The 19,166-nt window shown below is 76.5% G+C and carries 11 protein-coding genes; 1 reads left to right on the top strand and 10 read right to left on the bottom strand.

The features are described 5' to 3' along the window. Positions 1 to 24 precede the first annotated feature (24 nt). Positions 25 to 600, top strand: a complete 576-nt coding sequence (locus QBL21_RS04320; RefSeq protein ID WP_407560634.1) for a CGNR zinc finger domain-containing protein — start codon at positions 25 to 27, stop codon at positions 598 to 600. Positions 601 to 616: 16 nt separating this feature from the next. Here the strand turns inward: QBL21_RS04320 and QBL21_RS04315 are convergent, their stop codons facing one another. The 10 genes from QBL21_RS04315 to QBL21_RS04270 all read right to left on the bottom strand — a co-directional run bounded on the left by QBL21_RS04315 (position 617) and on the right by QBL21_RS04270 (position 19,148). After that, on the bottom strand, positions 617 to 928 hold the full coding sequence (locus QBL21_RS04315; RefSeq protein ID WP_407560633.1) for a hypothetical protein: 312 nt from the start codon (positions 926 to 928) through the stop codon (positions 617 to 619). Positions 929 to 1,040: 112 nt separating this feature from the next. Then, the gene (locus QBL21_RS04310) at positions 1,041 to 1,619 is read right to left on the bottom strand and encodes an ankyrin repeat domain-containing protein (RefSeq protein WP_407566298.1); all 579 of its coding nucleotides are present in this window, start codon (positions 1,617 to 1,619) and stop codon (positions 1,041 to 1,043) included. 780 nt (positions 1,620 to 2,399) lie between these two features. After that, the gene (locus tag QBL21_RS04305) at positions 2,400 to 4,682 is read right to left on the bottom strand and encodes a hypothetical protein (RefSeq protein WP_407560632.1); all 2,283 of its coding nucleotides are present in this window, start codon (positions 4,680 to 4,682) and stop codon (positions 2,400 to 2,402) included. Between the two features lie 358 nt (positions 4,683 to 5,040). Further along, a complete protein-coding gene (locus QBL21_RS04300; protein ID WP_407560631.1) occupies positions 5,041 to 6,666 on the bottom strand; it encodes a succinic semialdehyde dehydrogenase in 1,626 nt (541 codons plus the stop codon). Positions 6,667 to 6,816: 150 nt separating this feature from the next. Further along, on the bottom strand, positions 6,817 to 8,418 hold the full coding sequence (locus QBL21_RS04295) for a serine/threonine-protein kinase (RefSeq protein WP_407560630.1): 1,602 nt from the start codon (positions 8,416 to 8,418) through the stop codon (positions 6,817 to 6,819). 44 nt (positions 8,419 to 8,462) lie between these two features. Further along, a complete protein-coding gene (locus tag QBL21_RS04290) occupies positions 8,463 to 9,638 on the bottom strand; it encodes a winged helix DNA-binding domain-containing protein (protein ID WP_407560629.1) in 1,176 nt (391 codons plus the stop codon). Further along, positions 9,635 to 10,888, bottom strand: a complete 1,254-nt coding sequence (locus QBL21_RS04285) for an APC family permease (RefSeq protein ID WP_407560628.1) — start codon at positions 10,886 to 10,888, stop codon at positions 9,635 to 9,637. The genes QBL21_RS04290 and QBL21_RS04285 overlap by 4 nt, the downstream gene beginning before the upstream one ends. 169 nt (positions 10,889 to 11,057) lie before the next feature. Continuing rightward, positions 11,058 to 14,879: a protein kinase gene (locus tag QBL21_RS04280; protein WP_407560627.1), complete on the bottom strand. Its 3,822-nt coding sequence runs from the start codon at positions 14,877 to 14,879 to the stop codon at positions 11,058 to 11,060. Positions 14,880 to 15,016: 137 nt separating this feature from the next. Next, the gene (locus QBL21_RS04275) at positions 15,017 to 17,263 is read right to left on the bottom strand and encodes a serine/threonine-protein kinase (protein WP_407560626.1); all 2,247 of its coding nucleotides are present in this window, start codon (positions 17,261 to 17,263) and stop codon (positions 15,017 to 15,019) included. Between the two features lie 178 nt (positions 17,264 to 17,441). After that, on the bottom strand, positions 17,442 to 19,148 hold the full coding sequence (locus tag QBL21_RS04270; protein WP_407560624.1) for a glycerol-3-phosphate dehydrogenase/oxidase: 1,707 nt from the start codon (positions 19,146 to 19,148) through the stop codon (positions 17,442 to 17,444). Between the last annotated feature and the right edge of the window lie 18 nt (positions 19,149 to 19,166).

Genomic DNA, 19,166 nt, shown 5'->3' with positions numbered 1-19,166 from the left:
AGGGCAACCGGCTAAGGTGGTTCCATGCGTGTCGAGTTTCCTGAATTCCGCCTCGGTAGCGTGCTGGCGACCAGCTTCACGGCGACCCTGACGGAGCGTCGCGGCAACGCCGTGGAGCGCATCCCCACACCCCACCGGCTCGCCGACTGGCTGGCGGTGAACGGCCTCGCCGTGGACTCCTGCACCACCGCAGACCTCGAACTCGCCCGGGAACTGCGGGAGTCGATCCACGCCGCCGCGACGGCGGCCGCGATCCAGGACCCCCTCCCCGCATCCGCCGTCCACGTCATCAACGACCGCAGCGCTCGGGGCCGGGCCGCGGCGGTCCTGACGCCCGGGGGGAAGCGGCAGTGGCGGCTCGGCTCGGCTTCCCGCGTGGAAGACGCCCTCAGCGTGATCGCCGCCGACGCGATCGGCATCCTCGCGGGCGAACGCGACGGGAGGCTGGCCCTGTGTGCCTCACCGACCTGCCGAGCCGCCTTCTTCGACACCAGCCAAAGCCGCACCCGCAAATGGTGCGAGATGAACACGTGCGGGAATCGGCAGAAGAAGGCGCGGTTCCATGCCAAGCAGGGGAAGAAGTCCGGGTCAGCGGAGTGATCCCCCGACGCGGGCGTCAGCCGGGGCGGCGGTCTTCCGGCTGGACCACGATGCCGCCGAAGCGGGCCTCGTCGGCCCAGTAGCGAACGCCGTCGATGAGCACCAGGCCGTCGGCCGCGACCTGCTCACAGTCCGTGCCGTCGTCCTGGTGGACCGCCCCGAAGCCGCCGCCCAGGCCGGTGTTGTACATCTTGATCGGGCGGCCCGCCAGATCCGTTGCCCGGCGCGGGCATTCGTTGCACAACGCCTTCGGGTACCGGGCGCTCCACGGCCTGGGGGTGCCGTCGTGGGGGCACAGGCTCATGGGTCGGTCGGCAGACACGTGCATCCCCTCCGGCGGGCGGCTCCGAGGCTCCTGTCTATTCGTACGCGCCCGGCCTGTCCAGGCCGGTCCCCTTGCCGTCAGACATCGGCTCGGGGCAGCCGGGGAAAGTCATCGGTCAGCCGCGCTCCAGCAGGTCGGCGATCTCCGTGAAGCCGCGGTTGCGGGCGTGCCGGAGCGGGGTCACGCCGTCCTTGTCGGCGATGTCCGGGTCCGCGTCGGCGGCCAGGAGGAGGGCGACGATCTCCCGGTGGTCCCTGCCGCCGTCGCCGAGGATCACCGCTTCGAGGAGCGCGGTCCAGCCGAGGTCGTTGACGTGGTCGACGTCGATGTCGGTGTGCCGGGTGACCCAGCGGACGTAGCCGACGTGGCCGCGTTCCGAGGCGGGGATCACCGACGTGCCGCCGAAGCGGTTCGTGAGGGTCAGGTCGGGGGTGCGGTCGCCGGACATGAGGAGGCGGCCCATCTCCGCGCTGCCGGTGACGCCGGTGACGAGCCAGGCGCTGTCGCTGCGGTCGTCCTGGGCGTCGGGGTCGGCGCCGGCGGCGACGAGGGGGCGGGCGGCGGCGACGTGGTCGCCGAGGGCGGCGAGGAGGAGCGGGGTGCGGCGGTGGGCGTCGCGGGCCTCCGGGCGGGCGCCGACGGCCAGGGCGGCGCGTACGGCGTCGGCGTCGCCGCGCTCGGCGGCGTCGAGCAGGTCGCGGTCCCGGGCCGGGTCGCGGGGGGCGTCGCGGGGGGCGTCGCGGGGGGCGTCGCGGGAGGCGTCGCGGGAGGCGGGGCTGTCGGGCACGGGGCCTCCTGGGGTGGCGGGGTCGGCCGGGGTGGAGCGGGTCGGGGACGGGGTGGCTGCGGACGGCGTTCCCGGGTCCGGTTCGCCGTTCCCCGCGCAGCCGGCCAGCGTGACGAGCGCCGCGAGCACGGCGCCGGCCGCCGCCCCGCCGCCGCGGAGGCCGCGGCGGCGGGTGGCGGGCGCGTAGCGCGGGCGCGGGCGCATCAGCGGGCCAGGGCGGCGGCGCCGGTCAGGACACGGGCGCGGATCGAGAGCTTCTTCATGGTGGGCGTTCCTCCGGTTCGTACGGTACGTGGCCTGCGGTCGAGCCGGCGGCCCGCGCCTTCCGGCCCGTACCGCCCGCTCCGTCCCTCCACCCTCGCCCCGCCCCGCGCCCCCGCGGGTCGGCGGTGCCGATGCCGTCGGGCGGCGGGCCGGGGGACACCGGGGTCAGCCGAACGGCTTACGCGGCGGGGTGCCCCTCCGGGATACGAAGCGAGGATGAACGTGCCCACCGACCCCCTCGGCCCGCACGAGGCCGACCCCGACGCGGGGCGGCTGCGCGCGGTGCTGCACACCGCCTTCTTCCTGCTCCTCGCCGCCTCCCTCGCCCGCTACCTGCTGCGCCACCCCGGCAGCGCCCTCACCCCGTGGGTCGTGGGGCTGACGGCGGCACTGCCGCGGGTGCGGGTGTACGCGCCCCGCCCCTCAGAACAGCGTGTCCGGCCCCGGCCGCGGGGTCGTCGGCCTGCTGGGCGGGGGCGTGTCCGGGTCCGCCGAGGTGGTGTCGAAGACCGCGGCCAGCTCCGCCAGCCCCAGGGCCCTCAGCGCCTCCGCCAGCGTGCTCCGGGGCCGTCGCGTGCCCGCCGTGCGCAGCACGCCGGTCAGCGGCCTGGCGTCCGCGACCGCCAGCGCCGCGGCGATCGCCTCCGCCGCGTCCCGTACCTCCGCGAACTGCGCCACCCGCCCCGTGCCGGCCCGCGGCGCGCGCTCCGGGCCGCCCGCCGCCGCACCGCCGCCCCCCGGCGACGCGCTCGGCGCCACGCCGCGCACCGTCGCCGTCACCGACGCCGCGCCCGACGCCCGCCACGTGAACTCCGCCGTCCGCTCCCCGCCCCGGTAGACCGCGATCCCCGCCGCGCCGTCCGCCGCGTAGAGCGCCACCGCAGGCCAGCCCTCGCCCCGCGTCATCGCCGCCGCCGCGGCGAGCAGCAGGTCGGGCGACGGCGGTTCCCCCGGCGCCGTACGGACCCGCGGCCACCGGCCCGGCGCCCGCCCCGGCACGCGGACCGGCGTCAGGCCCGGCTCGGGGCGCTGCCGCGGGCGCAGTTGGACGGAGGTGCGGGCGCTGCCGGTGGCGGTCAGGCGCAGCCGCAGGCCGGCCGCGTGCGCCGCCTTGGCGACGGCGGGCGGCGGCGCCGTGCAGACGACGATCCCGGCGTACGGGACCGGTTCGGGGCCCGCACCCGTCCCGGGGGGACCGAAAACGGCCCCGGGGCCGGGGGCGTTGTTCGGCCGGGGGCCGAAGAGCGGGACGCGCCGGGCGAGTTGGGCTCGTACCTCCTGGCGGGCGAGGAGGAAGCGGCGCCGGATGGCCTCGGCGTCGTCGCCGAGCCGCCCCCAGGGCGCGCCGCGGGCGTCCGAGCCGACGGCGCGGAAGACCTCCAGGGCCTCGTCCCAGCGCCGGGCGCGGACGAGGGCGGCGGCGAGGCAGTTGCGGAAGCCGGCGGCCTCGGGGTCGCCGGGTTCGTAGTGCGCGGACAGCTCCAGGGCGCGTTCGACGGCCCAGGTGGTGGACGAACCGGGCGCGTCACCGGCGTCCGTACCGCCGGGCAGGCCGGTACGCGACCGGCAGACTCCGAGCACCGCGGCCTCCAGTGGCAGCGCGTGCAGCAGCGAGCCCGGCAGCGCCTCCTCGGCCGACTCCTCCGCGAACACCATCAGTTCCTCGACGTCCGCCTCGCCGACGATCGCGAGGTAGCGCAGCGCGGCGACGTGCGCGCCGTGGTGGCCGGGCGCGCGGATCACCGCCTCGGCGAACCGGGAGACGAACGCCTCGCGCGGCGCCCGTACGGCGGTGGCGTGGTCGAGGGCGATGCGCCACGGTACGGGGTCGCCGGGCGCCTGCGCCGCGGCCAGCCGGACGAGGGGCAGGACGTCGCGCAGCACCGCCCGGGGGTCCGTCGCGGGGAGCCCTCCGATCCCGTACGCGCCCCGCCGCCGCCCCCCGCCCGCGCCGCCGCCGGAACCTCCTGCTCCGCTGCGGGAGTCACGGGAGTCACGGGGGTCGCGGGGGTCGCGGCCGTCCGGCGCCGGGCCCGGCGATCCGGCGGCGGAGTCCCCCTCCGCCTCCGCCGCGTCCGCGCCCGGCCGCCCGGCGCCGCCTCCCGGCACCGGCCCCCGCGCCGGCCCGGCCCCCGGCCCCGTGCCCGTGTTCGTGCCGTGCCGCCCGTACTCCGGCCCCGCCCCCGGCACCCCGTACCCCAGCCACGACTCCGCGTCCGCCACCCCGCCCGCCCCGGCCGCTCCGCCCACCCCGTCGCCGGTGCCGCCGTCCGCCCCCGGGTCCCGCGCCGGCCCCCACGGCCCGCCCCGCCGCCGTACGCCCCAGCCCTCGAACCGCCGCCGCCGCGGCCCGTACTCCTCCACCCGCCGGGCCAGCAGCAGCCGCTCCGCCTCGACCACCGCCGCGTCCCCGCTCTCCGGGTCCCACTCGCGCCACCGCCGCAGCCACCGGTCGTCGTCGAGGGCGGCGGTCGCCAACTCCGCGACGTAGGTGTCCCGTCGCTCCCACTCCGCGGCCCGGCCGGCACCGGCGAGGAGTTCGCGGGCCGGGCGGAAGTCGCCCGCGCCGGCGGCCGGGAGGACCGCGCGGACGCGGTACCCGGGGGCGTCCAGCAGGACGTCCTCGTCCAGGGGCAAGTCGGCGCCGACCCAGGAGTAGTGGCGCACCACGCGCGGGAACGTCACAAGGGGCCGGAGGAAGTGCATGGCACTGCATTCAAGGCCATACGAACCCCCGCGTTCCAGACCCCCTACGGTGACGATCCGATATCCGAAGCGGAGTCCGGTCCATCCGGTCACAGAACGGTTTCACCGGGAGGGGCAGTCGGGGGCAAATCCGTTCTCACCGGTCACCCGGTCGGCGTCCGGGTTCCGTGACCGCCGCCGCACCCGGTTCGTTGGACCCGGTGCGGTGACCGGACGGCAGGGGACAGCAGCCCGGTCAGCGACAGGGATGCGGCCGGCCCCGGGGACGCCCGGGCCGGCCGTCCCCGCACGGGCACGCGGCGCCGCCGCGCGGCCCCGCGCAACCCTGCACCCCGCGCCCCGCACCCGGCCCCGCGGCTCAGCGGAAGCGCAGCGCCTTCAGCGCCTTCAGCCCGCGGCTCATGAACGCCGCGTACCCCTTGTCGTCGTCGTACCGCAGCGGCCCCAGCGCGAACGGCGCCAGCGGCACCACCCGCTGCTGCGCCACCGTCTGCGACTCCGTGTACTTCAGGATCCCCTCCGAGCCGTGCCGCCTGCCGACTCCGGAGTCCTTCATTCCGCCCATGGGCGCCTGCACGCTGCCGTACGCGGCCCCGTAGCCCTCGTTGATGTTCACCGTGCCGGTCTGGAGCCGGGCGGCGATCCGGGCGCCCCGGCGGCCGTCCTTCGTCCACACGCTGGCGTTCAGCCCGTACGGCGTCGCGTTGGCGCGGGCGACGGCGTCGTCCTCGTCGCGGAAGCGGTAGACGGAGACGACGGGCCCGAAGGTCTCCTCGTCGCAGACGGTCATGCCGGGCTCGACGCCGTCGAGGATCGTCGGCTCGTAGAAGTACGGGCCCACATCGGGCCGCGCCCGCCCGCCGGCCAGCACCTCGGCGCCCTTGCCGACCGCCTCGTCCACGTGCCGGGTGACGGTCTGCAACTGCTGGTCGCTGACGAGCGAGCCCATGTCGGCGCCGTAGCCGAGGGTGTTGCCCAGGCGCATGGCCTTCGTCCTGGCGACGAAGCGGGCGAGGAAGGCGTCGGCGACCGACTCGTGCACGTACAGCCGCTCGACGGAGATGCACAACTGCCCCGCCGACGCGAACGCCGCGCGCACCGCGCCCTCGGCCGCCTTCTCCACGTCGGCGTCGGCGAGCACCAGCATCGCGTTCTTGCCGCCCAGCTCCAGCGACGCGCCGACGAGCCGGGCCGCCGCGCCCTGGGCGACCTCGCGGCCGGTGCGGGTGGAGCCGGTGAAGGAGACGTAGTCGGCGTGCCGGACGATCTCGGGGCCGACGACGGGGCCGGGGCCGATCACGACCTGCCACACGTCCTCCGGCAGCCCGGCCTCGACCAGCTTCCGGCGCGCCCACAGGGCGGTCAGCGGGGTCTTGGAGTCGGGCTTCATGACGAGCGCGTTGCCCGCGACGAAGGCGGGCAGGGCGTCGCCGACGGAGAGTTCGAGCGGGTAGTTCCACGGCGCGATCTGGCCGACGACGCCGCGCGGATGGCGCAGCTCGGTGACCTTCGTCAGCGTCGGCAGGGCGCCGGTGTGGCGCTTGGGGCCGAGGTAGGCGGCGGCCCGGCGGCCGTAGTGGCGGGCGGCCAGCGCGACGGCCTGCACCTCCTCGTGCGCGTGCAGCCGCGCCTTGCCGGTCTCCAGTTGTACGAGGTCCAGCACCTCGTCCTGGTCGCGCAGCAGTGCGTCGTGGAAGCGGAGCAGCACGGCGGCCCGATGCCGTACGGGCCTGGCCGCCCAGCTCCGCTGCGCGGCGCGGGCGCGCTCGAACGCGGCCTCCACGTCCGCGGGCACCGCCTCCGGCACCTCGGCCAGCACCTCGCCGGTCAGCGGGGACCGGACGGCGACGGTGCCGGCGCCGGTGACGCCGCGGGTCAGGCGCTCGACGAGCGCGGGCGTGACGAACTCGGCGGCGACGGCGCCGGCGGTGCGGGCGCCGTCGGAAGCGGGAGCGGTGGGGTTGCCTACGGCGGTCTCCGTCATACGGCCGAGGGTAGGACTCCGGCGGGCCCTTTGGATACCTGCCGGTAACCGAATTCCGCCAGCGATCGCTGGCTCATACGTTCGGCGCCCCGCGGGGCACGGCCGCGCCCGGGCCCGTACCGGCGTCGGCGCCCCGGCCCGTACCCCGCGTCACATGTCCTGGATCTCCAGCGAGTCGACGACCTCCTTGAAGACCCGCTCGCCGTCCCGCTTGCCCTCGCCGGCCGCCGGCATCTGCACGGTCAGGTGCCAGCCGATGCTGTCGTCGTTGACGTAGAAGAACTCCCGGCTGCGCATCTTGGCCTCGGTGTCGTAGCCCTCGTCGCGGGTCCACGTCACGGCCATCACGGCGGCGTCCTTGCCCCGGTACTCGTACTCCTCGACCGTGCCCTCGACGTCGGAGCTCAGCTCGGTGCACTCCAGGTCGTCGCCCTTGTCGCAGTCGAGCGAATTGTTGGCCTCGCTCAGCGCGCTCTCCTCGCGGCCCGACGAGCGGGTGAGCCACAGGCTGGGCGTCCCGCCCGGGTCGGTGTACGTGACCGTGCCCTCGTCGACGCTGCGCTTGTAGTCCTCCGGCACCGCCAGCGACGCCTTGAGCTGCTCCGTCTCGTCGTACGTCCGCCAGCCCTCCGGCGCGTCGTCGCCGCCGAACGGGTTCACGAGCGCCAGCACCAGCGCCGCCACCACGGCGATCGCCCCGCCCAGCACGCCCAGCCGGCCGCCGCGCCCCTTCGGCAGCGCCGCCGCCAGCTTCCCGCCGCGCCCGCCGCCCGCACCGGCCGCGCCGCCCGCCACCGTGGTGAGCATCCCCTGCGCCGGCACCGGCCGGGCCACCGCCTCCAACTGCCGGCGCACCTCGTCCGGCGCCGGCCGGGCCGCCGGGTCCTTGCGCAGCAACTGCATGACGACCGTGCCCAGCGCACCCGACCCGCGGGCCGGCGCCGCCGGCTCGGCGGAGAGCACGGCCTGGAGCGTCGCCGGCGCGGTCTGCCGGCGGTACGGGGACATGCCCTCGACCGCCGCGTACATCACCACGCCCAGCGACCACAGGTCCGACTCGGGCCCCGGCCGCTGGCCGAGCACCCGCTCCGGCGCGATGTACTCCGGCGACCCGACGAACGCGCCGGTCTCCGTCAGCCCCTGCTCCCCCTCGATCTGCGCGATGCCGAAGTCGGTGAGCACGACGCGGTCGTACCGGCCGAGCAGCACGTTGTCCGGCTTGACGTCGCGGTGCAGGATCCCCGCCTCGTGCGCGGCGGTCAGCGCGCCGAGCACGGCGCCGCCGATGCGCGCCACCTCGCGCGGGTCGAGGGTGCCCTCGGTGAGCTGGTCGCCGAGGGAACGCCCGCGGACCAGCTCCATCACGATCCAGGGCCTGCCGTCCTCCATCACCACGTCGTGCACGGTGACGACGGAGGGGTGGTCGATACGGGCGGCGGCGCGGGCTTCGCGCTGCATCCGCTCGTACGCCGTCCGCCGCGTCCGCTCGTCGAGGTCGGCGGGCAGCCGGGGCTCCTTCACGGCGACGTCGCGGTCGACGACCTCGTCGCGCGCCCGCCACACCGTGCCCATGCCGCCGACACCGAGCCGGGCGGCGAGGCGGTAGCGCCCGCCGATCAGCCGGCCGGATGCGGGATCGGCGACGACCTGCGTGGCCGCGACCTCCTGCGCCGCGCCCCCGGCGTTCTCGTGCGGTGGCCGCAGGCCGTAACTCGTGGGCTCGTCCCCCACCTTGTCCCCCTCGTACGTCATGGCACCATCAATAGCGCACTACCGCGCGGTCGCTCCCCCGGATATCAGCTCTGTAGAAAACGTGCGACATCGGCGGCCTCCGCCGTGACATCCGCCGCGACCCGGTCGGGGACCTCGGCGAACATGCGGACCTGCACGTTTCCCCGCCGCGGGCGCGTCCATGTACCGGCTGCGCGGCCATTCACGGTAACAGCGGCCCGGATCTGCCCGCCGCCGGGGCGGACGGCGCGGACGAAGTCCCGCGGCACGGCGGCGTCGCGGTCGCGCCAGCCGAGCCAGTAGTTGTCGTAGGCGGGGAGGAGCCGGACGTCGGACACGTCCGGTGGGCGTGAGGCGTACGAGCCGTCGGCGCCGGCCCCGGGAGGGGCGCCCGGCACCTGCGGAGCGCCCGGCTCCTGTGCGGTGTTCGGCTCCTGAGGTGTGTTCGGCTCCTGAGGTGTGTCCGGCTCCTGAGGTGTGTCCGGCTCCTGAGGTGTGTCCGGCGGCGGCGCCTCTGCCGGGCCGTCCGCCGCCTCCGGCCACACCCGGCGGGCCGCGCCCGCCGGGAGGCCGGACCAGGCCGCGAAGTCGTCCGGCCCGGCGGGACCGTAGCCGCGCAGATAGCGGCGTACCAGCTCGCGCACCGCCGCGTCCCCGGCCGGCTGCGGGCCGGCCGGCGGCGGCAGCCAGTCGCGCAGCGCGACGTACGTGGGCTCACCGGCGCGCAGCGGCCCGTGGCAGACCAGCCCGGCGAGCGCCGTCCTGCGGATGACGTGGATCGGCGCCTGCCCGTCAGGCTCGACGCCGACGCGCGCCAGGCGCTCCGCGAACTCGGCGCGGGTCAGCGGCCCGTGCGCGGCGACCGCGTCGACGACGACCCGCTCCGCGCGCTCGCACAGCTCCTCGTCCAGGCCGAGGTCGCGGTAGCGCCGCGTGGTACGGGAGACGAGGCGGGGGCCGTAGAGCGCGAGCAGCCAGTGCACGTCGGCCGCGGGCACGAGCTGGAGCGTGCCGCGCATGAACCACCCGCGGAACAGGGTCCGCCGCTCCTCCAGCGCCTCGCACACGGCGGTGCGGGTGAGCCCGTACGAGCGCGCCCGCAGCCCGAGCGCCGCGGCCTCCAGGTCCTGCGCCTGCACGGCGACGACACGCTCCACCACCTCCTCGGCGCCGGAGCACCGCACGCCCCCGGCCACGCACTGCGCCCGCGCCCGCGCGAGCACGACGCCGCCCACCGTCACCGCTCCGCCCTCCGTCCCCGTACCGCATACGCAAGCGCGCCCGCCGCCAGCACCCCCGCGCCCGCCGCCACCGACGCCGGCGGCAGCGAGAACGCCAGCACCACGCACCCCGCGAGCCCCACCGCCGGCACCGCGCGCGGCGGCCGGCCCTCCTCCGGACCCAGCGTCCACGCCGAGGCGTTGGCGACGGCGTAGTACAGCAGCACCCCGAACGACGAGAACCCGATCGCCCCGCGCACGTCCACTGTCGCAGCCACCACCGACACCACCGCGCCGACCGCCAGCTCCGCCCGGTGCGGCACCCGGAACCGCTCGTGCACCGCCGCCAGCCCGTGCGGCAGATGACGGTCCCGGGCCATCGCCAGCGTCGTCCGCGAAATGCCGAGGATCAGCGCCAGCAGCGCCCCCAGCGCCGCCACCGCCGCCCCCGCCCGCACCACCGGCTCCAGCCACCCCGCGCCCGCCGCCGACGCCGCGTCCGACAGCGGCGCGGTCGCCTCCGCGAGACCGCCGGGGCCGAGGACGGCGAGGACGGCCACCGACACCGCCGCGTACGTGACGAGCGCGATGCCCAGCGCCACGGGCACCGCGCGCGGAATGGTGCGCTCCGGGTCGCGTACCTCCTCGCCGAGCGTGGCGATGCGCGCATAGCCGGCGAAGGCGAAGAACAGCAGCCCGGCCGCCTCCAGCACCCCCGGGACGGAGGCGTCCGCGCCCGGCCGCAACCGGTCCGCCTCCGCGGCGCCGCCGGCCAGCGCCGCCACGACGACAGCGGCCAGCACCGCGAGCACGGCGGCGACGATGACCCGGGTGAGGAGGGCGGACTTCTGCACCCCGCGGTAGTTGACGGCCGTCAGCGCGACGACGGCGGCCACCGCGACGGCGTGCTTCTGCTCCGGCCAGGCGTACGCGCCGACCGTCAGCGCCATCGCCGCGCAGGACGCGGTCTTGCCGACGACGAACGCCCACCCGGCGAGGTAACCCCAGAACGGGCCGAGGCGCTCGCGGCCGTAGACGTAGGTGCCGCCGGAGGCGGGATAGCGGGCGGCGAGCCGGGCGGAGGAGGTGGCGTTGCAGTACGCGACGAGGGCGGCGGCGGCGAGACCGATCAGCAGCCCGGAGCCGGCGGCGCGGGCGGCGGGGGCGAGAGCGGCGAAGATCCCGGCGCCGAGCATCGCACCGAGGCCGACGAGCACGGCGTCGCCGACGCCGAGACGGCGGGCGAGAGGGGTGGCGGCCGGGTCGGACATGGGCGGGAGGGTAGCGGAGGGAGGTGACGGGAAGGGGACGCGCGGGGCGGGTGCGTGGCACGTACGGGCCGGGGCGGCCTACCGAAAGCCGGGCCCGCGGGGCAGCCGACAGCCGCACCCGGGGACCACAGGCACGCGGCACGCGGCTCCCGCTACGGGACCCGCGGCCTCACCCCGTCGGCCGGTAGCTCTCCGCCGCTATGCGGTGGAACCGCTCCACCTCCGCGCCCTCGCCCGACGGCCCGATCAGCAGCACCACGTGGTAACTGTCGTCCCAGATCATCGCCAGGTTGCGCGCGTGCACCTGCCGTCCGCTGCCGTCCGTCCAGTCGAACTCGCCCTCCGCCATCACCCGCTGCCCGACCTCGATCCGCCGCAGCCCGTCGGCCTGCGCCCACGCGGAGTCGCGGTACTCGTCCAGCTCCGGCTGGCCCTGCTGCTGGTACGCCATCGGGTCGCTGCCGAAGTCGCCGACGCCGTCGCGGCCGGGGACGACGACGAGTTCGTAGTCCCCGCCGTCGTAGCGGACCTGACCGTTCTCGTTCTCACCGACGCGCTGCCAGTCCTCGCGGACGGCGACCTCGAAGCCCGCCGGGTCCTCGCGGAGCACGAAGCCGTCGGGGAGTTCGGAGCCGGCGCCGCCGCCCCGGTCCCCGTCCTCCGGCTTGTCGGGGTCGTCGGACTCCTTCTGCTGCCGGCGTTCCTCCGGTTCGTTCGGATCGCCGGAGTCCGCGGGCGGTGCCCCCGACTCCCGCGGCTCGTCGCCGCGGCCGGCGCCGATGACGCTTTGCTGGTCGCGCCCGGACTCGTCGGCCTCCGGCATGAACATCGCCGCGTACGCGATGGCGCCGGCCATGGCGACGAAGATCAGCGCGATCAGCGTACGGCCCAGGCTGCGCGGCCCGCGCGGGCCGCGGCGCGCACGGCGTTTGTGCCGCGCGTGCACCGGCACCGGCGCCTTGTTGGTGCGCCGCCTGCGCATCAGCTCGCCGCGCCGGCGCAGTATCGGCAGGCGCCGCGGATCGCCGCCGCGGCCGGTGCCCTGCTGCGGCACGGTGACCGTACGGCTGCCGATGCCCGGCTCGGGCGCGGTCCGGATCAGGGACCGCAGCCAGCCGCGCAACTCCTCGAAGTCCGGCCGCTCCGTGGGGTCCTGGCGCAGCAGCGACTCCACCACCGGGCGCAGGGCCCCGCACTCCTCGGCGTGCGCGGGGGGCTCCGAGCAGACGAGCTGCACCAGCTCGCCGACGTCCTCTTCGGGGTACGCGGAGTGCCCCTGGACGGCGCGGAAGAGCAGCGCGCCGAGCGCCCACAGGTCGGCGGCGGGGCCGACGGGGGGCGCGAGCTGCCAGTGCTCGTGGATGGGCCCGGCCTGCTCGGGCGCCCAGCGCTCGGTGACGGCGCCGACGACCTGCATCCGCGTCTGCCGCGCGCGTTCGGCGGCGAGCCGGGTGCTGGGGCCGGGGTAGCGGGGGGCGCCGCCGGTCTCGGGGCCGGGCAGTTCGCCGCGGGCGGCGGGCACGGGCTCCGCGCCCACCGGTACGGCGATGGAGGCACCGGGCCGCACGCCGGGCAGGCTGCCGCCGTAGGAGGCGCCGCCGGGCAACGAGTCGGGCAGGGACCGGGGTTCGGGCTCGGCCACGTCGGCGGGCCGTGCCCGCCCGTACGAACCGGGCCCACCGGGCGCGCCGTAGGCCCCGGGCCCACGCGACGGCGCGGGAGCGGGACCGCGGGGACCACCGGGACCACCGGGACCTCCGTACGCCCCGGGGGCGCCACCGGGCCCGCGGGAACCGCCGGGCGGGTGTCCGGCGGCGGGACCGTGGGATGCACCGGGCCCGCCGGGACCGCCGTAGGGCCCGGGCCCGGGCGGACCGGAGCCACCGTGCGGGGCACCGCCCTGGTACGAACCGGGCCCACCGCCCGGCCTGCCCCCGCCGTACGAGCCGTGGCCGCCGGCCACGGGGCCACCGCCGCCGGGTCCGCCCGGCCCGCCGGGTGTGCCCGGCGGAACGGAGCCGGGTGCGTGCGGGGTCGGGCCGGCGGGAGGCGCGCCCGGGGCCCGGTACGGGCCGGGCGCGGCCTGCCCACCGGGACCGCCCCGCGCAGAGGCACCGCCGGCGCCGGGGGAGGCCGGCGCCGGGGTGCCGTAGGCGTCTGCCGTGCCGTACTCGTCGTAGCCGTCCTCGCCCGCGTCGTTCGGCAGGTCGTCCCAGGGGGCGCCGACGTCGGGTGAACCGGCCGCCTGCGGGGCCGGGTTGGCGGGGCCGCCCTGCGCGGGGCGGTCGCCGCCGATGTCGATGCGGTCGCTGTACCTCGGCCCCGCCGCACCGGCGGCCGGCACCGCGCCGCCCGGCCGCGCGACCTGACCGGCTTCGGGCGTACGGGCCGACTGACCCGGCACCGTGGGCCGCCCGGGCGCCTGTACCCCCGGCCCTCCGGCGCCTCCCGCGCCGCCCGCACCGGCGGCGAGCCGCGCCTCGGCGGCCCGCGTACCGGCCTGGTACGCGGCCATCACCCCGGCTCGCGCGGCGGGCGTCTGGTCCCCGGCCTGCTGACCCCCGGCCTGCTGACCCCCGCCTCCGGCGGGGGCGGCTCCACCGCGCAACTGCCCGGCGGGCCAGGACGGGTCGGCACCGCGGGGCGGCTGCCCCGGGGCCCCGTTCCCCGCACCCGGCGCCGCGGGACGATGCCCGTATCCGGGGCCGCCGGGCGCCTGTCCGGCAGGGGGCCTGCTCTGACCCGCACCACCGTGCTGCCCTCCGGGATGCCCACCTGGATGACCACCCGGCTGACCACCGGAATGACCACCGGCCGGCCCGCCGGGACGACCGCCCTGCGGCCCACTCCCGTACGGCTGTTGAGCCTGACCCCCGCCCGGCCCGCCGGGTCCGTGCCCGCGGCCGCCGGGGGCCGGACCGCCCTGCTGCCAGGCGCCAAACGGCCAGCGGTCCGAGCCGTCGTCCCGCGCTCCGTGGCCGTCGTCGTCGTCCGAACCGCCCTGCGCGCCCCGCGCGCCCGGGTCACCGGCCGAGCCGCCGCTCCCCGCCCCGTACGGGGCGGAGCGCCACACCTCGTCGTCCTCGTCGTACGGCGGGGTGCCGTACGGGCCCGCGCCGCCCCGCGCGTTCGCGCCGGGGTCCGAGCCGTCGTCGTACCGGCCGTACGGTCCCGGTCCTTCGCTCCACCCCGGCGGTAAGACGCCGTCGTCGGGCTGTCCCGCCGAGCCCGAAGAACCCGCGGAACCCGCCGCCGGCAGGAACCCCGTTGCCGGGTCGGGGAGTTGCGGCAGGCGGCCGTCCGACGGGTCGGCGAGACCGGGGGCGGACGCGTCAGGGCCCAGCGGCGTCTCGCCGGGGCGCGGGCCCGGGCTGCCCGTGGGGCGCGGCGGTTCGCCGCGGCCGGGCGGCGGGGGCAGCGGGTCGTACCCGCACAGCGCCTCTTCCGCCGCGCCCGACGCCAGCCCGGTGAGGACCACCCGGCCGTCGTCGCAGACGAGCACCGTGCGCGTCGTGATGTTCCGGTGGGTCCAGCCGTGCGCGTGCAGCGCGCGCAGCGCCGTGAGGATGTCCGCCGCGACCTCCGCGCCGCGGTACGGGCTCAACGGCCGCTCCTCCAGCAGCCCTTCGAGCGTCCGCGCGGGCACCAGCTCGCTGACGATCCAGAGGCTGCCGCCCTCTTCGAAGACGTCGAAGACCTGCGCCAGCCGGGGGTGGTCGGGTATCGCCGCCGCGGCGCGGGCCGCGTCCATCGCCCGCTGCACCACCACACTGGCCGCGCTCCGGCCCGCCCCGTCGCCGTATCCGGACGGGTCGGCGCCGCCGCCGTCCTCTATCAGCTCGGCCTCGACGATCTCCGGCAGCGGCACCTGTCCGATGAGGACGTCCTGCCCGCTGTACGTGTCGAAGGCGCGCGTGTGGATGGGTTCGGCGTCGACGGCAGCCGGTAGCCGGTAACGGTCGGCGAGCACTCGGCCCGCGTAGTCGTCCACGAACGCCTCCCCACAACCGCGCAATGAGCCTGAGACCGGGCCAAATGCGGTCGGTATTCAGCCTGGTCCGGATGCGTACGGTCCGCGAGACATCACGATACGTGCTCGAAGGGTGGTCTGTGCACTGCTCGCGCGGGTTAGTCCAGCGGCTTGAAGGAATCGAACGCCGCTTCGCGCAGCGCGCGGCACTCCGCGCCGTCCCACTCGCTCTCCGGACAACTGATCATTATCGCGTAGCCGTGGGTGTCGTCCACGACGAATCCGCGGTCCAGCACCCTGATCCGCCGGCCGTCCTGTATGCGGCTGAACTGCCAGTCCGCGACGGTGGGATAGCCGCGCCACTCGACCTCCTTCATCGAGATCTTGCGGTAGCCGGAGCTGGACGAGCTGACGGCGCCCTCTATGTCGCGCCAGTTCGCCAGCGCACCGCCCTCGGTGTTGTTGGGCTGGGACGTGAAGTCGACCTGCACGCGCGGGAAGGAGGAGGACCCGCTGAAGATCGCGCCGCCGCCGCCCGGCGAGGTACGGGTGCGCTGCCAGCCCTCGGGGAGGGCCACGGAGAAGCTGAACTCCGGCTCGGTGAGCGTCACGTACCCCTTCGGGACGCCGGCGGAGTCCTTGCCGCCGCCCTCGCCCTTGCCCTCGCCCTGGTCGTCGCCGGACCCCGAGCCGGAGCCGGAGGAGTCGTCGTCCTCGTCGCCGGCGCCGCCCCCGTCGTCCTGCTGCCCCTTGTCGTCCCGGGCGTCGTCCTTGCCCGAGCCGGCCCCGTCCTCGTCCTTCTTCCCGTTCTGGGCGCCCTTGCCGTCCTGCTCGCCCGCGCCCGCGCTCTGCCCGCCGTCCTTGCCGGACGTGCCCGAGTCGGAGTCGTCGCCGCCCAGGGCGACGGCGAGCACCGTGCCGAGGATCGCCAGCGCCACCACGGCGGCGATGACCGCCAGTGTGCGCCGCGGCAGCGCCGCCACCCGCGCCGAGAGCGCACCGGCACCCGCGCGCGCCCGGGCGGCGGGGGCCCCGGCCGGCGGCGCCGTTGCGGCGGACGTCGTACGGGCAGCAGCACCCTCGTCGGCGTACGCCCCGGGCCCACCGGCCCCGGCGGCACCCGAACCGGCCGCCCCCGCACCGGAACCAGAACCGGAACCCGTACCCGAACCCGCCGTCCCGGCGGCAGCCGCCCGCGCCGTGTCCGCGCCGGACTGCCGCCGCAGCGTCTCCGACCTGCCGGGCGTACGGGGCTCGGCCCCGGGCCGCGGCGGCGTCTGGGGCGGCGTCGGCGGCAGGGCCGGCACGCCGGCCGGAGCCGCCGCCTTGGCCGGACCCGAACCGGCAGCCGCGGCACCGGCGCCCGCGGCACCCGCGCCCGCGGCCCGCCCGGCCGTTCCCGAACGGTCGCGCGGCTCCGCCTTCTTCCGCGCCGTCTTCTTCCGCCGCACCGGCGCGGCGGAACCCGCAGCCTGCCGCGCGTCCGACCCCGCCGCCGGGTCCGGCACCACCGGCAGCGGCACCATCGTCGTCGGCGCCGTCGCCGCCGAGGGCTCGCCCGGCACGTCCTCCGGCGCGTCGATGACCGCACGCAGCAGCGCCCGCGCGCCCGCGTCGTCGAGCCGCTCGTCGGGGTCCTTGCGCAGCAGCCCGTAGATGCAGTCCTCCAGCGGACCGGCGTTCTTGGGCGGGTCGACGGGCTTGGTCATCACCGCGGTCAGGGTGGCGATGGCCGACCCCAGGTCGTACGGAGGGTGCCCCTCCACCGCGGCGTACAGCAGCCCGCCGAGGGACCACAGGTCGGACGCCGGGCCCGGCTTCTGCCCGCGGGCGCGCTCGGGCGAGATGTACGAGGGGGCGCCGACGAGCATGCCCGTCGTCGTGATCGACGGGTCGCCCTCGACCTGCGCGATGCCGAAGTCGGTGAGCACGACGCGGCCGTCGTCCGAGATCAGCACGTTCGACGGCTTCACGTCGCGGTGCAGGATGCCCTCGCGGTGCGCCGAGCGCAGCACGTCGAGCACGGCGAGGCCGACCTCGGCGGCGCGCCGCGGCGTCAGCGGGCCGTCCTCGCGGGTGGCGTCGGACAGGGAGCGGCCCTCGATCAGCTCCATGACGATCCACGGGCGGTCGTCCTCGTCCACCACGTCGTAGACCGTGACGGCGCCGGTGTTCCTGATCCGGGCGATCGCCTTGGCCTCGCGGAGCGTTCGCGTGATCAGGCGGCGCTTCTCGTCCTCGTCCACGCTGGTGGGAAAGCGCAACTCCTTGACGGCCACCGCACGGCCCAGCACCTCGTCCGTGGCACGCCAGACGGTGCCCATGCCGCCGCGGCCGAGCACCTCCCCGATCCGATAGCGGCCGGCCAGCAGCCGACCCGTCGCGCCGTCCCCTTCGCGCCCCATCGATCCCCTCAGCGATTCACCCCGGCAGGACCTCCATTGTGTCTTATCGCACGGACACCCCTGTGCGGCGGGCGAGGTTAGCCGTGATCGATCTTCCGCCGCCCGCGGCCCGATCTGCGGCGTTCACGTCGCCCAAGGCCCCTGACCCGCATGCTTACATGCACCTACAACGGTCCGATCACAGCGGCACGATCTCCGGCGCCCCGAGCCGCGCCGCGTCCGCCGTCTGGTCGTCGGGCTGCCGCTGCGACTCGCGCTCCGCCTCGACCCGCTTCTCGTAGTGCGCGACCTCGCGCTCGACCTGGTCCCGGTCCCAGCCCAGCACCGGCGCCATCAGCGCGGCGACCTCGGCGGCGCACTGCGTACCGCGGTCGAAGGTCTCGATGGAGATGCGGGTACGCCGCGTCAGCACGTCGTCGAGGTGGCGCGCGCTCTCGTGGGAGGCCGCGTACACGACCTCCGCGCGCAGGTAGTCGTCCGCGCCGGTGAGCGGCAGGCCGAGCGACGGGTCCCGCTCGATCATCTCCAGCACCTCTTCGGCCAGCGACCCGTACCGGTTCAGCAGGTGCTCCACCCGGACGACGTGCACCCCCGTGCGCACCGCCGTCCGCGCCCGTGCGTTCCACAGCGCCTGGTACCCCTCGGCGCCCAGCAGCCGCACCTCCTCGGTGACGCACGGCCCGACGCGCTGGTCGAGCCCGTGCACGGCCTCGTCGACGGCGTCCTTGGCCATGACGCGGTACGTCGTGTACTTGCCGCCCGCGACGACGACGAGCCCGGGCACCGGGTGCGCCACGGTGTGCTCGCGCGACAGTTTGCTGGTCGCGTCTGACTCGCCGGCGAGCAGGGGCCGCAGGCCCGCGTACACGCCTTCGACGTCATCCCTCGTCAGCGGCACGGCGAGGACGGAGTTGACGTGCTCCAGGAGGTAGTCGATGTCGGCGGAGGACGCCGCGGGGTGGGCCTTGTCGAGGTCCCAGTCGGTGTCCGTGGTGCCGATGATCCAGTGCCGGCCCCAGGGGATGACGAACAGCACGCTCTTCTCGGTGCGCAGGATGAGGCCGGTGGTGGAGTGGATGCGGTCCTTGGGTACGACGAGGTGGATGCCCTTGGACGCCCGTACGTGGAACTGCCCGCGCTCGCCGACCATCGCCTGCGTCTCGTCCGTCCACACGCCGGTGGCGTTGACGACCTGCCGCGCCCGTACCTCGAACTCGCCGCCCTGCTCCAGGTCGTGCACCCGGGCGCCGACGACGCGCTCGCCCTCGCGCAGGAAGCCCACGACCCGCGCGCGGTTGGCGACGTGCGCCCCGTACTGCGCGGCGGTGCGCACGAGCATGGTGACGTAGCGCGCGTCGTCGACCTGCGCGTCGTAGTACTGCAACGCGCCCACGAGCGCGTCCTTGCGCAGGCACGGCGCGACGCGCAGCGCGTGCGAGCGGGAGAGGTGACGGTGCGCGGGCATGCCGCGGCCGTGTTCGCGGGAGACGGACATGGCGTCGTACAGCAGCACGCCGGAGCCCGCGTACGCCCGCTCCCAGGCGCGGTGCTTGAGGGGGTAGAGGAACGCGACCGGCTTGACGAGGTGCGGCGCGAGGCGCTCGGTGAGCAGCCCGCGCTCCTTCAGCGCCTCGCGGACGAGCGCGAAGTCCAGCATCTCCAGATAGCGCAGCCCGCCGTGGATGAGCTTGCTGGAGCGGCTCGACGTGCCCGACGCCCAGTCCCGCGCCTCGACCAGCCCGGTGGCCAGCCCGCGGGTCGACGCGTCCAGCGCGGTGCCCGCGCCGACCACGCCGGCGCCGACGACCAGCACGTCCAGTTCGCGCTCCGCCATCTGTGCGAGGGCCCCGCCGCGCTCGGCCGGCCCCAGTACCGCTGTCTTCACGGATGCCTCCTGTCCTGT

Source organism: Streptomyces sp. 184 (genome assembly GCF_045781775.1).
GTDB lineage: Bacteria > Actinomycetota > Actinomycetes > Streptomycetales > Streptomycetaceae > Streptomyces.
This window is presented reverse-complemented; position numbering and strand designations above follow the sequence as displayed.

Coding starts and splice junctions, on each gene's coding strand:
- QBL21_RS04320 (WP_407560634.1), top strand. CDS start 25: ATGCGTGTCGAGTTTCCTGAATTCCGCCTCGGTAGCGTGCTGGCGACC.
- QBL21_RS04315 (WP_407560633.1), bottom strand. CDS start 928: ATGCACGTGTCTGCCGACCGACCCATGAGCCTGTGCCCCCACGACGGC.
- QBL21_RS04305 (WP_407560632.1), bottom strand. CDS start 4,682: ATGCACTTCCTCCGGCCCCTTGTGACGTTCCCGCGCGTGGTGCGCCAC.
- QBL21_RS04300 (WP_407560631.1), bottom strand. CDS start 6,666: ATGACGGAGACCGCCGTAGGCAACCCCACCGCTCCCGCTTCCGACGGC.
- QBL21_RS04295 (WP_407560630.1), bottom strand. CDS start 8,418: ATGACGTACGAGGGGGACAAGGTGGGGGACGAGCCCACGAGTTACGGC.
- QBL21_RS04285 (WP_407560628.1), bottom strand. CDS start 10,888: ATGTCCGACCCGGCCGCCACCCCTCTCGCCCGCCGTCTCGGCGTCGGC.
- QBL21_RS04275 (WP_407560626.1), bottom strand. CDS start 17,263: ATGGGGCGCGAAGGGGACGGCGCGACGGGTCGGCTGCTGGCCGGCCGC.